Source organism: Nonomuraea sp. NPDC049028, from assembly GCF_043197735.1.
Classification (GTDB): Bacteria; Actinomycetota; Actinomycetes; order Streptosporangiales; family Streptosporangiaceae; genus Nonomuraea.
In genome coordinates this window covers 102,853-116,987 of sequence record NZ_JBICTR010000023.1, presented here as the reverse complement: position 1 = coordinate 116,987, position 14,135 = coordinate 102,853, and the positions used below count along the sequence as shown (strand labels likewise).

Annotated in this window: 12 protein-coding genes; 1 reads left to right on the top strand and 11 read right to left on the bottom strand. The window is 68.8% G+C overall.

The features are described from left to right. Nucleotides 1-36 precede the first annotated feature (36 nt). Nucleotides 37-930, bottom strand: coding sequence for an LD-carboxypeptidase (locus ACGFJ2_RS56620; protein ID WP_357958518.1), 894 nt, complete (start codon nt 928-930; stop codon nt 37-39). 76 nt (nt 931-1,006) lie between these two features. Between ACGFJ2_RS56620 and ACGFJ2_RS56615 the strand changes: the two genes are divergently transcribed. Then, a complete protein-coding gene (locus ACGFJ2_RS56615) occupies nt 1,007-1,891 on the top strand; it encodes a sulfotransferase (RefSeq protein WP_357958516.1) in 885 nt (294 codons plus the stop codon). Here the strand turns inward: ACGFJ2_RS56615 and ACGFJ2_RS56610 are convergent. From ACGFJ2_RS56610 to ACGFJ2_RS56565, 10 genes are all read right to left on the bottom strand, one after another. Further along, nucleotides 1,863-3,749, bottom strand: coding sequence for an ABC transporter ATP-binding protein (locus tag ACGFJ2_RS56610; protein WP_358195553.1), 1,887 nt, complete (start codon nt 3,747-3,749; stop codon nt 1,863-1,865). The genes ACGFJ2_RS56615 and ACGFJ2_RS56610 overlap by 29 nt on opposite strands. Nucleotides 3,750-3,880: 131 nt before the next feature. After that, nucleotides 3,881-4,672, bottom strand: a complete 792-nt coding sequence (locus tag ACGFJ2_RS56605; protein WP_393483255.1) for an enoyl-CoA hydratase/isomerase family protein — start codon at nt 4,670-4,672, stop codon at nt 3,881-3,883. A gap of 157 nt (nt 4,673-4,829) precedes the next feature. Beyond that, nucleotides 4,830-5,045 (bottom strand): helix-turn-helix domain-containing protein, encoded by a 216-nt coding sequence (locus ACGFJ2_RS56600; RefSeq protein ID WP_020547488.1) that lies wholly within the window; start codon nt 5,043-5,045, stop codon nt 4,830-4,832. Nucleotides 5,046-5,158: 113 nt separating this feature from the next. After that, nucleotides 5,159-6,757 carry an ABC-F family ATP-binding cassette domain-containing protein gene (locus ACGFJ2_RS56595; RefSeq protein WP_357958507.1) on the bottom strand — a complete coding sequence of 533 codons (1,599 nt, stop codon included), beginning with the start codon at nt 6,755-6,757 and terminating at the stop codon, nt 5,159-5,161. 117 nt (nt 6,758-6,874) lie between these two features. Continuing rightward, on the bottom strand, nt 6,875-9,484 hold the full coding sequence (locus ACGFJ2_RS56590) for a Tat pathway signal sequence domain protein (RefSeq protein WP_393483252.1): 2,610 nt from the start codon (nt 9,482-9,484) through the stop codon (nt 6,875-6,877). After that, the gene (locus ACGFJ2_RS56585) at nt 9,481-10,101 is read right to left on the bottom strand and encodes a rhamnogalacturonan acetylesterase (RefSeq protein WP_393483249.1); all 621 of its coding nucleotides are present in this window, start codon (nt 10,099-10,101) and stop codon (nt 9,481-9,483) included. Before ACGFJ2_RS56585 ends, ACGFJ2_RS56590 begins: the two co-directional genes overlap by 4 nt. Further along, entirely contained in the window at nt 10,098-10,982 is an 885-nt protein-coding gene (locus ACGFJ2_RS56580; RefSeq protein WP_357958498.1) for a carbohydrate ABC transporter permease, read from the bottom strand. The genes ACGFJ2_RS56585 and ACGFJ2_RS56580 overlap by 4 nt, the downstream gene beginning before the upstream one ends. Before the next feature lie 11 nt (nt 10,983-10,993). After that, nucleotides 10,994-11,965, bottom strand: coding sequence for a sugar ABC transporter permease (locus tag ACGFJ2_RS56575; RefSeq protein WP_225291348.1), 972 nt, complete (start codon nt 11,963-11,965; stop codon nt 10,994-10,996). A 55-nt stretch (nt 11,966-12,020) separates the two neighbouring features. After that, on the bottom strand, nt 12,021-13,568 hold the full coding sequence (locus ACGFJ2_RS56570; protein ID WP_393483245.1) for an extracellular solute-binding protein: 1,548 nt from the start codon (nt 13,566-13,568) through the stop codon (nt 12,021-12,023). Continuing rightward, nucleotides 13,565-14,128, bottom strand: a complete 564-nt coding sequence (locus tag ACGFJ2_RS56565; protein ID WP_393483299.1) for a YesL family protein — start codon at nt 14,126-14,128, stop codon at nt 13,565-13,567. Before ACGFJ2_RS56565 ends, ACGFJ2_RS56570 begins: the two co-directional genes overlap by 4 nt. Nucleotides 14,129-14,135: the final 7 nt, after the last annotated feature.

Here is a 14,135-nt window from a genome sequence, read left to right as displayed (position 1 = left end):
GTCCCCTCTGTCCGTTTTGTCGGTATGCGTGTCTTCCTACCTTGCCTGCTCCTCGTCGCGGAACAGACCAGCCAGCGAGCACGATTCGGTATCGATAGCCCCAAGAGCCCCAAGCCACACACTCATCTGTGGTGTGCCGTGACCCACCGGCAACCCCGCCAGGACAGGCACTCCGAGCGGCAGCAGCCGGTCTTTAAGCACGGGATAGGGGTCTCCGCAGTCCACCCACGAACCGAGGGCGATCCCGCGCACGCCGTCGAAGGCACCCGCCTGCAAGAGCTGGGTGAGCATCCGGTCGATGCGGTAGGGCTCCTCGCCGATGTCCTCCAGCAGCGCGATCTTCCCGGCGAACGACGGGTGGTAGCGGGTGCCGCACATGGAGGCGAGCAGCGACAGGTTACCGCCCGCCAGTATGCCCTCGGCCCGGCCGGGAGACAGCACCTGGTCGCCGACGACGGGCGGCGCCTGGCGGGCCAGGGCGGCCCGCAGGTGCTCCCAGGTGCGCGGCTCGGCCCGCTTCTCGTTGGCGATGACGTCGCAGGCCGGCATCGGGCCGTGCAGCGTGGGCACGCCCAGCTCCGCCGCGAACGCGTGGTGCAGCGCCGTGATGTCACTCGACCCGATCAGCGTCTTGGGCCCCGCCGCGCGCATGAGGCCCCAGTCGAGCAGGCCGAGCAGCCTGGCCGCGCCATAGCCGCCCCTGGCGCAGAACACCACGGAGACGGCCGGGTCGCACCAGGCGGCCTGCAGGTCGGCGGCGCGGGCCGCGTCGGCTCCGGCGAGATAGGGAAGGTCCTGGCTGCCGAGAACGTGCTCGCCGACCACGACCTTCAGCCCGAGCCCCTCAAGGCGCTCGACTCCCCGCCTGAGCAGGATGGCGTTCGGTGGCCCCGAGGGCGAGACGACGGCGACGGTGTCACCCTGCCGCATTGATCAACTCCCGGACGGGCGGCGACGCCGACGTTGGCTTTTTCACTCGCCAAACGGTGTCACACTTACCTCTCGTATGCGACTTCCGCCCCACATCCTCGTGGTCAACGGCATCAAGGTCCGCAGGCCGGTCTTCCTGCTCGGTGCTCCGCACTCCGGCGCGGACCTGCTCGCCCGCGCCCTGAAACGCTCCCCCGGCTTCCACGTCACGATGGGCCGCGCGTCCGTCGCCCACGTGGTGTACGCCTTCGCCCGCAAGCCGTCGATCGGCCAGACGTCAGGTGCCGTGCGGGTGCTGCGCGACGCGCTGGCCGAGTCGTGGCAGGTGCTGCCCCGCTCGTGCGGCCAGTGCGCCGCGGCGTGCCGGGAGGCGGGCGGCGTGATGAGCATGGGCCCGTGCGTGGCCACGAGCGAGGTGACCAGGTTCGGCGACGGCAGCCCCGACCTGCTCTACAGCGCGCCCGTGCTGCTCCGGGCCTTCCCCGACGCGCGGTTCGTGCAGCTCATCCGCGACGGCCGCGACGTGGTCGCCGACATGCTCGACGACCCGGACTGCCTGGCCTGGTTCAAGCCGGTGATGCTGTCGGAGGAGACCGAGTTCCCCAACCCGTTCCTCGGCGTCAACCGCGACGAGCACCGCGACCGCTGGAAGGGCATGCCCGCCGCGGGCAAGAGCGCCCTGCGCTGGCGCAGCGCCGTACGGCTCAGCGCCACGCTGCGCAAGGAGCTGCCGCCCGGCCAGCTCCTCACGCTGCGCTACGAGGATCTCGTGCAGCGGCCCGCGGAGCCGGTGGCGGCGCTCACCGAGTTCCTGGAGACGCGCGTCTCCAAGATCGGCTTGTACGCCCCGCGGGTCTCCGAGGTCGGCTCCTGGCGCACCCGCCTGCGGCCCGGCGACCTCACCCTGGTGGAGAAGGTCGCCAGGCAGGAGCTCACGCGACTGGGCTATCTGAAGCGCTGAACTGGGTGCGGTAGAGCTCGGCGTAGAGCCCGCCGCGCGCCAGCAGCTCCTCGTGGCGGCCCCGCTCGGCGATGCGGCCGTCCTGCACGACGAGGATCTCGTCGGCCTCCCTGATCGTCGAGAGCCGGTGCGCGATCACCAGCGAGGTGCGGCCGGCCAGCGCGGTCTTCAGCGCCTGCTGCACGGCCGCCTCCGACTCCGAGTCGAGGTGCGCGGTTGCCTCGTCGAGCACCACCACGCGCGGCGCCTTCAGCAGCAGCCTGGCCAGCGCCAGCCGCTGCTTCTCGCCGCCGGACAGCCGGTAGCCGCGGTCGCCCACGACCGTGTCCAGCCCGTCGGGGAGCGCCTCGATGAGGTCACCTATCTGCGCGGCCCTGAGAGCGTCCCAGATCTCCTCATCGCTCGCCCCTGGCCTGGCGTAACGGAGGTTGGCCCCGATCGTGTCATGGAAGAGATGAGCGTCCTGCATGACCACGCCCACGGTGTCGCGCAGCGAGGCGAGTGTGGCCTCGCGCACGTCGAGCCCGTTGATCCGCACGGCGCCCTCGTTGACGTCGTAGAGCCGGGAGACCAGCGAGGTGATCGTGGTCTTGCCCGCCCCCGAGGGACCGACCAGGGCGATGAGCCGGCCGGGCCCGGCCGTGAACGACACGCCGCGCAGCACCTGCTGGGACGGGCCCGTGTCCTGCCTGGCCACCGACTCCAGGGAGGCCAGCGACACCTCCTCGGCCGCCGGGTAGCGGAACTGGACGCCGTCGAACTCGATCGTCACCGGCCCGTCCGGCAGCGGCCGCGCGCCCGGCTTCTCCGACACCATGGGCTTGAGGTCGAGGATCTCGAAGACCCGGTCGAAGCTGACGAGCGCGGTCATCACGTCCACCTGCACGTTCGACAGCGAGGTGAGCGGCCCGTACAGCCGCATCAGCAGGGCGGCCAGGGCCACGAGGGTGCCCAGCTCGAAGGCGCCGCCGACGGCCAGCACGCCGCCGATGCCGTACACCAGCGCGGTGGCCAGCGCCGCGACCAGGCCGAGCGCGACTCGGAACACGGTGCCGTACATGCCGACCGTCACGCCCACGTCGCGCACCCTGGCGGCGCGGGAGCTGTAGACGGCGGTGTCGTCCTCGGGGCGGCCGTAGAGCTTGGCCACCATCGCGCCCGCCACGTTGAACCGCTCGGTCGTGACCGAGCTCATCTCGGCGTCGAGCTGCATCTGCTCGCGGGTCAGCGCCGACATGCGCCGCCCGACCCACTTGGCGGGCACGATGAAGATCGGCAGCAGCACCATCGCGACCACCGTCACCTGCCACGACAGCGCCAGCATCGCGCCCAGCACCAGGACCAGGCTGATCACGTTGCTGACGACCGAGGACAGCGTGCTGGTCACGGCGCGCTGGGCGCCGATCACGTCGCTGTTGAGCCGGCTGACCAGCGCGCCGGTCTGCGCGCGCATGAAGAACGCCACCGGCATGCGCTGCACGTGGTCGAACACCTCGGTGCGCAGGTCGTAGATCAGCCCTTCGCCGATGCGCGCGGAGAACCAGCGCTGCACGAGCGTGAGAGCCGCGTCGACCAGCGCGAGCGCGGCGATGGCCAGGGCCAGGCCGACCACCACGCCGCTCCGCCTGGGCAGGATGCCGTCGTCGATGATCGCCTTCATCAGCAGCGGGTTGGCGATCACGATCACCGCGCCCGCCATCACCAGCAGTAGGAACGCGGTTATCTGCCCGGTATAGGGCTTGGCGTAGCGCGCGATGCGCCGGACCGTGCCCGGGGTGAGCCGCTGCTTGGTCACGGAGCCGTCGCGCCGCAGGGACGCCCATACCTGGGGGCCGAAGCCCCCTCCCATCATCGCCATTCGGGGGTCCTCCTCCCCCGGCTCAGCACCCGGGAGCCCCGTGGGATTCCCGGGTCAGCTCAGCGCGAAACGCGGGCGCCGCCGGGCCGGCCCAACGCGGCACCCCAGCGGCTCCCGAGCCGGCGCGCCGCTCAGGTTCCGCCGAAGAGCGCCTTGAGGCGCCGCGCCTGCTCGACACCTTCCGCCACGCTCTGCTCCTCCAGGGTGCGCGCCCGCGCTCCCTGGAGGAGTCGCTTGGTCGCCGCCGCCGCGTCCCGGTTGGTCGACAGCAGCTCCGCGATCTTGTCTTGTACGGCTCGCGCCAGGTCATCCGCCGCGACCACGCGTTCGGCGAGGCCGATCCGCATGGCCTCCTCCGCCCCGATCGTCCTAGAAGTCAGGCAGATGTCGATCGCCTTGGCCAGCCCCACCAGCTCGACCAGTGGCTTGGTGCCGGTCAGATCGGGCACCAGCCCCAGTGCGGGCTCCTTCATGCAGAATTTGACGTCGTCGGCCACGATGCGCAGGTCACAGGCGAGCGCGAGCTGGAACCCCGCGCCGATCGCGTGCCCCTGCACGGCCGCTATGGAGACGATCTCCGGTCGGCGGAACCACAGGAACCCTTGTTGGGCCTTCCTGATCTGCTTCTCGAACGCTGTTGTGTCGAGTTGTGCCGCCGAGCTGAACGAGCCCTGTCCGGGCACTCCCTCGGGCGTGAACATTCGCAGGTCGATGCCTGCTGAGAAGGACGGTCCCTCGCCTTTCACGACGACGATGCGCACCTGCTCAGGCAGGTTGCCCCCGATGTCAGCCAGTGCCGCCCAGGTCGCGAACGTCTGTGCGTTTCGCTTACTGGGCCGATCCAGCGCGATCGTCGCGATCTCACCGTCCACCTCGAAGCGAAGTCCGATCTCCGCCAGCCTTTCGGCAGAGACGTCCTCCATGTACCCCCCACGCTGTGGCGCCTGCGCTTCCGCCATCGCCCGCTCCCTCATTGCCTTAGCCGTCGCGCCCGAGCCTACAGAATGTCATTCTGGGACTCGGGCGCGACGGCGGCTGACTTGGGACGAGCGGCTGCGGTCGCACGTTCCGAGGCGGCCGTCAGCGCTTGGACTTGCCTCGGGTCGCTCCGCCGCGCCCGCGCAGAGTCACACCGGACTCGCTCAGGATGCGGTGGATGAACCCGTAAGACCGACCGGTCGAAGCGGCCAGGGCGCGGATGCTCTCGCCCGCGGCGTAGCGCTTCTTGAGATCGCCGGCCAGTTTTTCACGATCGGCCCCGGTTACCCGGGTGCCCTTCTTCAGTGTCTCGGCCACGAGTACCTCCTGTAGTGCCGGACTTCCGCAGCGTTACTCCGCCATGATCAGTCATTTCAGCGGGATCGGCTACCTACTCCACGGGAAAAGATCCGTACCCACCCAAATTAAGATCAGGCAAGTGCCACAAGATCGGAAAATTCCTCGCTCCACGCGTCTTCAGTTCCGTCTGGTAGCAAGATCACCCTATCCGGTGACAAGGCGTCAACGGCACCCTCGTCATGGGTGACGAGCACGATCGCTCCTGAATATGACCTCAGAGCGTTCAGAACTTGCTCGCGGCTGACCGGATCTAGGTTGTTCGTGGGCTCATCGAGCAGAAGTACGTTCGCACTGGACAGCACCAGCATGGCCAGCGCCAGCCGGGTCTTCTCGCCGCCGGACAGCACGCCCGCCGGCTTGTCGGAGTCGTCGCCGGAGAACAGGAAGGAGCCGAGGACCTTGCGCAACTCGGTGTCGGTGAACTTGTCGCCGGCCGAGCGCATGTTTTCCAGCAGGGTGCGCTCACCGTCGAGCGTCTCGTGCTCCTGGGCGTAATAGCCGATCTTCAGGCCGTGGCCGGGCCTGATCTCGCCACTGTCGGGCTTTTCGACCCCGCCCAGCAGTCTCAGCAGGGTGGTCTTGCCCGCGCCGTTGAGCCCGAGGATCACGACCCGGTGACCTCGGTCGATGGCCACGTCGACGTCGGTGAAGACCTCCAGCGAGCCGTAGGACTTGGACAGGCCCGTGCCCGTGAGCGGGGTGCGCCCGCAGGGCAGGGGGTCGGGAAAGCGCAGCTTGGCGACCTTGTCGCTCTGGCGCTCCTCCTCCGTGCCGGCCAGCAGCCGGTGCGCGCGGCGCATCATGTCTTGAGCGGCCTTGGCCTTGGTGGCCTTGGCCCGCATCTTGTCGGCCTGCGACAGCAGCGCGCCCGCCTGCTTCTCGGCGTTGGCCCGCTCGCGCTTCCTGCGCTTCTCGTCGGTCTCGCGCTGCGCCAGATAGGCCTTCCAGCCGACGTTGTAGTGGTCGATCACACTGCGGTTGGCGTCGAGGTGCAGCACCTTGTTGACCGTCGCTTCAAGAAGGCCCACGTCGTGGCTGATGATCACCAAGCCGCCCTGATGCGATCGCAAAAAATCACGAAGCCACCCGATTGAGTCCGCATCTAGGTGGTTTGTCGGCTCGTCAAGAAGGAGAGTTTCCGCTCCGCTGAAAAGAATGCGTGCCAATTCCACGCGCCTTCGCTGGCCGCCAGAAAGCGTTTCCAGTGGCTGCCCGAGGACCCGGTCGGGCAGGCCCAGACTGGAGGCGATGGAGGCGGCCTCGGACTCGGCCGCGTAGCCGCCGAGCACGTGCATCTGGTCCTCGAGCCGGCCGTACTGCTTGACGGCCTTGTCGCGGGTGCGCACGTCGGCGGAGGACATGCCGAGCTCGGCCTCGCGCAGCTTGCGCAGCACCTCGTCGAGCCCTCTGGCCGACAGGATGCGGTCGCGGGCGAGCACCTGCAGGTCACCGGTGCGCGGGTCCTGCGGCAGGTAGCCGACGGCGCCGCTGGTGGTGACGCTGCCGGCGGCGGGCATGCCCTCGCCGGCCAGCACCTTGGTCAGCGTGGTCTTGCCCGCGCCGTTGCGGCCGACGAGCCCGATCTTGTCGCCGGGATTGACCCGGAACGAGGCGTTCTCTATGAGTAGCCGCGCGCCCGCGCGCAGCTCGATGTCACTGGCGATGATCATGATTGACGGAACACTCCCGAGCTAGGGGTAAGAAGAGGTGGGCGTGGGGGGACGCCGGTCAATCGGGAGTGTGCATACAGATCAGTGTAGAGCCCTCGCCGGGAGCCCCACCTCTGCTTAATCGGCCGGCAAGTGGTCTCCGATCAGCGCGAGGTTCTGGATCGCGGCCAGGCCGTACTGGGCGGCGTCGTTGGTGGAGACGAACGGCGCCTCCAGCACGTACGCGAGGACATGGGGCCCCTCGACCCGGGTCAGGCGCCAGTCCGGCTCGCGCTGCAGGGGATTGCGGTTGAGCTGGTCGCCCTCGTCGAGGAAGAACTTGCGCCAGGCCAGGTCCGCCAGCTCGGCGTCGCCCGAGCGGGCCGCGGCGTACGCGGCCAGGCGGCTGTGCGCCTGCACCAGAGAGATGCCGCTCAGCGGGTGACCCACCTCGGCGGCCTGCCGCTCCGGGGAGGCCAGGTAGAGCCGGCAGTAGTCCAGCCACGCCTGCTCGAACCCGGGGACGTCCAGGTCGAGCGCGATGAGCTCGGAGCACATCTCGGGCAGCCCGAACACCGACGACAGGTGGGAGACGGAGATCTGGTCCCGCGAGGTGTCGAAGCGGCCCGTGGCCAGGTCGAGGCGGGCCTCGCCGGTCAGGAACCCGCGCGGCAGCGCCCCGATGCCGGCCATCGTGCCCAGCAGCCTGTCCTTGGCGTGCTCGTCGCCGTACCGCTCCCACCGGGTGAGCCAGGCCGCCGCGAGCGCGCCCCAGTCGGTGCCGAGCCCTACCGCCAGGGCGGACGGATCGGGGGTGTAGACGTCCTCGCGCACCTTGCGCGTGGGGTCGATCACGAGGAACGTCTCCTCGGGCCTGGCCAGCTCGTCGAGCAGGTCGCCGGTGCGCTCGTCGGCGGTCAGGTAGTACAGGAAGCGCCGGTAGGCGGCGTTGGAGATGCGCAGCTGCTTGGCGCTGCAGCCCCAGTGCTGCACGTTGTGCCTGGTGCCCAGGCCCTTCCAGCGGCCGAGGTGATAGACGTCGACCTCGCCGGTGTGGCGGGTCATGGCCTCGGCGAAGCGGAAGACGTCGGCCCGTCCCGTACGCAGATACTGGTACCAGAGCCACAGGTCGGGCGAGAGCTCGGAGTTGTCCCAGGCGTAGCCCCCGACGTCGTAGCGCCAGGTGTGCCGGTCGGCGTCATAGGTGTGCATGACGTCGCCGTAGTCCCAGAACCCGTACCACCTGCGCTGTTCCCGCTCGCGCCGGTAGAAGTCGAACAGCAGGTCCAGCCGGTCCTCGATCGCGGCCTGGGCGGGCGTGGCGCGGTCGGGCAGCGCCCAGTCGCCGAACACGCCCGCCTCGCGGACGCGTTGCGGGGAGGCGGCCAGCAACGCGGGCTCGTTCATCGCGTCGGCGTGCCCGGCCAGAGACTTTGCTGAGGGCGTGGCGTCGTGGACGCGCAGGGTGAGCTCGTGGGTACGCGCGATGCCCTGGGCGTGGCCGAAGCCCGGCTCGTAGTCCTCGTAGGTGATCTCCAGGCCCTCCAGCTGCTCGGCGAAGGTGTCCTGGCCCATGCCGTCGTGGTAGAAGCGCAGGTCCATGGCGGGCGCGGAGGGCGACCAGAGCCAGACGGTCGCGGTGGCCAGGTCCGTGGCGGCGCCTCTGACGTCGAGCCGGGTCGGGTGCAGCCGCCAGAAGTCGCGCAGCCCGAAACCGAGGCCGCCGCTCGCGCCGCCGAGGTAGCCGTACCCGGCCGAGCGGGTGCCCGACGGCACGGCCACCCAGGCGTGGCCGTCGGCGGTGCGTTTGCGCAGGGTGAAGCCGTCGGCCGAGGTCTGGTCGAGGGTGTAGTCGTTCCACGCGGGGATGAGGTGCAGGCGATCGGCCACCTCGGGGTTGCCGATCGGGCCGCACGGCCTGCCCTCGACCTGGGCCCGCCGTACGGCTTCCCCCGGGTCGCGGCGCAGCCCGGTCAGGCCGCGTACCGCCTCGGTGAGGAAGCCGTCCTGCCCGGCCAGCCGTACATGGCGGTCGTGGAGCTCGTCGCGCATGACCACGTCGGCGCGCAGGCCGAGCCCGGCCAGGAAGTCGCGCTCCGGGTCGCCGTCCCAGACGAAGGTGTGCATGACGCGCACGTCCTCGGCGCCCGCGTAGAAGTACAGGCGGACGGTGAACGGCAGCCGGCCGCCGTGGTCACCCGTCAGGCGGATCACGGCCCGGACGGGTCCGTCCTGCTCGACGGTGACGTCACGGACGATGCCCGTGGCCGGCTCGCGGGTGACGGTGCCGCCCTCGTCCGGGGTGGGGCCGTCCTGGTGGAGGCTGATCAGGCGGACGTCCCTGGCGATCTCGCGGGAACCGTGGGAGACGGAGCGGGCGAGCGTGTCGCCCGCCTCCTCGATCGTCCAGGTGACGGGTCCGGTGCTGACCCGCAGCACGCCGCCCGCACGGACGACGGTGACGGGCTGCTCCGGCACTCCTGCCGCGTCGTCCTGGTCGGCGGCCAGCCGTCCCGCCGTCAGCTCGTACGACGCGGCGGGCTGGGCCTGCGGCCCGATGGCGTGTGCCGACCACTTGACCGACCCGTCCGGCCAGGTGGCGGTCACCCAGCTCTGCACCGGCACCGCACGGCCCTCGGGGTCGGTGAGCGCGAACGGGGAGTCGCGCTCCACCGTGCCGCGCGCCCACGGGACCCCCCAGGTCACGCCCTGTTCCTTGGGCCGGTCGAGCCAGTTCAGCGTGGTCAACAGATCTCCTTGAGTCGCCCGGCGACGATCGCCGCCACCTCGTCGGCGCCGCGAAAGCAGAAGTGGGTGTCGTCGGCGACGCCGTCGGGATGGAGCGGGTGCTCGCCGGGCGCGAAATGGGTGAACAGGGCCTTGGAGCCCTCGGGGCCGAGCCGCTCGTACAGCTCAGTGGTCGCGGCGGTCAGGTCGATCAGCGGCAGACTCTCGGCCGCCGCCAGCTCGCGCACCTGGCCGGGATAGTCGCCATGCGTCGGCACCAGCCGGTCGCCGTCGAACCTGCGCCGCTGCACCGGCGTACACAGCACCGGCAGCGCCCCCGCCCTGCGCGCCTCCTCGACGAAGGCGCGCAGGTTGTCGCGGTACGGCAGGCCGGGCTCCTTCTGATCGTTGTGCCCGAACTGGAGCACCACGACGTCGCCGAGGGCGGCCTCCCGCAGGAGCGCCGCCCACAACCCCTCCGCCCGGTGGCTGGCCGTGGTGGCGCCACCCTTGGCGAAGTTGCGCACCGGGCCGCCGACATGGGCGCCGAGCTGCGCCCCCCAGCCCGACATCGGCGCCTCGAACGCCGGGCAGGAGGCGACCGTCGAGTCACCGGCCAGCAGCACGGTGCGGGTCACTCCTTGACCGACCCGAGCAGCACGCCCTTGGAGAAGTGCTTCTGCAGGAACGGGTAGAAGAACAGGATCGGCAGCGTCGCGATGACGACCACCGCGAACTTCAGTCCCTGGGTGGGGAAGAACACCGACTCCAGCATGGCCATCGCGTTCTGGGCGTCAGGGCTGGTCAGCTGCCTGACGAGCACCTGCAGCGTCCACTTCTTGGAGTCGTCGATGTACAACAACGGCGACATGTAGTCGTTCCAGATGCCCACCGCGTAGAACAGCGAGAACGTCGCGATGATCGGCTTCGACAGAGGCAGCACGATCTTGAAGAAGACGCCCATCTCGTTGCAGCCGTCGATGCGCGCCGCTTCTTCCAGCGCCTGCGGCAACTCCTGGAAGAAGCTCTTCACGATGATCAGATAGAACGGGTTGATCGCCAGCGGCAGGATCAGCGCCCAGTAGCTGTCGAGCAGCCCCAGGTCCCGCACCACCAGGTAGGTGGGGATCATGCCGCCGGTGAAGACCAGCGTGAAGATGACCAGGTTCAGGACCAGTGTCCGTCCCGGCAGGTACCGCTTGGCCAGCGGGTAGGCCATCGTGAACGTCAGCAGCACCTGCACCACCGTGCCCACCGCCGTCACGCAGATCGTGGTGAGCAGTGCCCGGACGAACGTGCCCGAGTCGAAGATGTATTCGTAGGTGGTGGTGACGAACTTCTCCGGCCACAGGAAGAACGGCCGCGAGGCGATCTCCGCCTCCGAGGCGAACGATCCGGCCAGCACGTACAGCAGCGGCAGGATCGTGATCAGCGCCAGGAACAGCAGCACGGCGATGTTGAGCACATCGAACACGCGGCTGCCGAGCGTGTGCTGGTGTGTGGGCGACTGGTTGGGCATTCAAGCGCTCCTTAGAACAGGCCACGCTGGCCGAGGCGCTTGGCCAGCCAGTTGGAGCCGAAGATCAGGAGGACGCCCACCAGTCCCTTGAACAGGCCGACGGCCGTGGAGTAGCTGAAGGCGCCCTGGGTGATGCCCATGTAGTAGACGAAGGTGTCGAACACGTCCGCCGACGAGCGGTTCAGCGCGCCGGTCATCAGCCAGATCTGCTCGAAACCGGTGTCGAGCAGGTGACCCGAGGTCAGGACGGCCATCACCACGATCGTGGGCCGGATCGCGGGCAACGTGATGTGCCAGAACTGCCGGAAGCGCCCGGCGCCGTCCATGCGGGCCGCCTCGTACAGGTCGGTGTTCACGCCCGCCAGCGCGGCCAGGTAGATGATCGTGCCCCAGCCGGTCTGCTTCCACAGCAGCTGGAAGACGATGATCGGCCGGAACCAGTCGGGCTGGGCCACATAGTCGACCTTCTTGCCGCCGAGCAGCTCGTGGAAGAAGGTGGCGATCACCCCGAAGTCCACGGAGAACAGCAGATACGTCAGCGAGGCGACGATCGTCCAGGACAGGAAGTGCGGAATGTAGACCAGCGACTGGATCGACCGCTTGAGCACGCTGTGCCGCAGCTCGTTCAGCATGAGCGCGACGATGATCGGCGCCGGGAAGACGAAGACCGCCGTCAGCAGCGCCAGGATGAGCGTGTTGAACATCAGGCGGCCGAAGTCCGGCCCGTTGAACAGCTCCTCGAAGTGCTTGAAGCCGACCCACGGGCTGCCGGAGTAGCCGAGGAACGGCAGGAAGTCCTGGAAGGCGATGGTCACGCCGTACATCGGCAGGTACTTGAAGACGACGAAGTACGCGAGACCGGGCAGCAGCATCAGGTACAGCCAGCGGTAACGCAGCATGGCGGTCCGGAAGGTCAGCCTCTCGCGGGGACGCCCGGGCTTGGTGGCCGCCTTCACGGGAGGCGGCGCCAGGTCGGTGGCCACAGCCACCTCCTTTCACAGAAGGGGCCCGGGAGTGTCCCGGGCCCCTTGGGCGAGATCAGTTGCCGAGCTTGGAGACCAGGTCGTTGGTCTCAGCGGCGATCTGGGTGCCGCCGTTGTCGTACCAGCGCTTGATCTCCGCCTTCAGCCCCGCCTCGTCGATCGCGCCGGAGATGAACTTGATCCGGGCGTCGGTGATGATCGGGTCGAGGGTCTGGCCCTTGGCGATGGTGGTGGGCGCCATGACCGGGAGCGCCGGGTTGTGCACGGCGGTCTTCAGGTCCTCCTCGGCCAGCTTGGTGCGCAGCGTGACCTGGTCCTGGTGCGGCTTGTCCGGGTACAGGTCCGGGTAGGCGCCGAGGCCGACGCTGGCGGTGGTGCCGAGCTGGATGAACGCCTTGTCCACGTCCTGCTGGATCTGCTTGACCTTGGGGTCGTCCTGGTTGATGCGGGCGGCGTAGCCGTCCTGGACCTTGAAGTTGCGGCCCTCGAGCCCGTTGCTCAGCAGGATCCCGCCCTCCTTGGAGGCCATCTTGTTCAGGACCGTCAGCACCTCGTCGAGTTGCTGCTCGGTCTGCACGCTCTGCCGCGGGATGGCGATGACGCCGTTGTAGCCGGTGAACGGGGAGGAGAACTTCTTGCCGTCCGAGCGCTTGAGGTTGCCGACCGTGAGGACCTTGTCGAAGTCGTTGGGGTCCTGCTCCTTGAGCAGGTCGAGGAGGTTGGTGCCGCGGACGTTGACATCAATGATGATGCCGCCCTTGCCCTGGATGAACGGGTCGTTCCACTTGGCCGAGTCGAGGGTGGCGTAGTCGGGGTTGACCAGACCCTCGTCGACCATCTTCTTGACGAACTTGTTCGCCTCGACGAACTCGGGGGTGTCGAAGCCGGGGACGAGCTTGCCGCCCCGCTCACCCCAGCCGTTCGGGGCGCCGAACCAGGTCTCGATCACGTCGTACGGGCTGGAGCTGGCGTACTGCGGGGACGGCCACTTCGGGATGATCAGTCCGTAGGTGTCCTTCTTACCGTTGCCGTCGGGGTCCTTCTCCGTGAACGCCTTGGCGATGTCGTAGAGGTCGTCGACGGTCTCCGGCGTCTTCAGCCCGAGCTTTTCCATCCACTGCTTGTTGATCACGACCGCCGAGCGGAGCAGGGGGCGGATCCGGTAGAGACCGTAGATCTTGCCGTTGGTGGAGGAGTTCCGGACCGTCTGCGCGTCCCGGTTCTTCAGGTTCGGGAACTTGTCCAGCTTGTCGGTCAGGTCCCAGAACGCCCCAGCCTGGGCGGCGCGGACGAACGACGAGGTCTTGTCGCCCTGGATGACCATGATCTGCGGCATCTTGTCCGAGGCCAGCGTGACGTTGGTCTTGTCGTTGTAGTCGGCGTTGGGCACCCAGGTGATCTGGAGCTTCTTGCCGACGAGCTTTTCGACCGCCTGCTGCATCTCGCCCTTGGGGTCGGGGGCCGTGCCGAACAGCGGGACCATCATGGTCACCGTGCCGCTGTCGGCCTCACTGCCCCCACCGCCGCTGGAGCACGCGGACGCGAGTAGCGCCGCCGTCAGCGTTAGTGCACCGGCGACCAGCCGGCGACGAGATGCGCTCATGAGTTCCCTTTCGAATGCAGGCGCGCCTCGTTCTCCTCGAAGAAACGCAGGCAGAGCCACGTGTTGAGATAGATCCACGCACCGATGCTGATCACCGCGGTGAGAACGGGCGCCGCCGAGGTCACGAAGACGATGGTTGCGAGCGCGAACAGCAGCACCACTGACGAGGCCGGCCGGGTGAGCGCTAACAGCGACGCTTTGGGCAGGTAGGCCCACAGCGGTAGCTCATAGTGCGCGTAGAGCGGCCCGAGATAGGTTCCCACCCCGGCCAGCGCCACCATCGCCACCAAGGTCGCGACCCGCAACGCTTCCGAGCCGGGCCCGAGAGCGGAGAAGTACAGGTAGTTGCCCACGAGGATGGTGCCGAGCACCGCCACCGGCAGGATCAGCAGCGAGGCTCGGACGAACTCCCGCCGGTAGACGGTCCAGAATTCCGGCCAAGCCTGAAACGATTCACCCTGGCTGTGCCGCCGGGCCAGCGTGTAGGCGGCGACGGTGGCGGGCCCGAGCCCGAGGATCACGCCACCCAGGAGGGTGAACACGATCCAGAGGAGGTTCAGCCGGGCC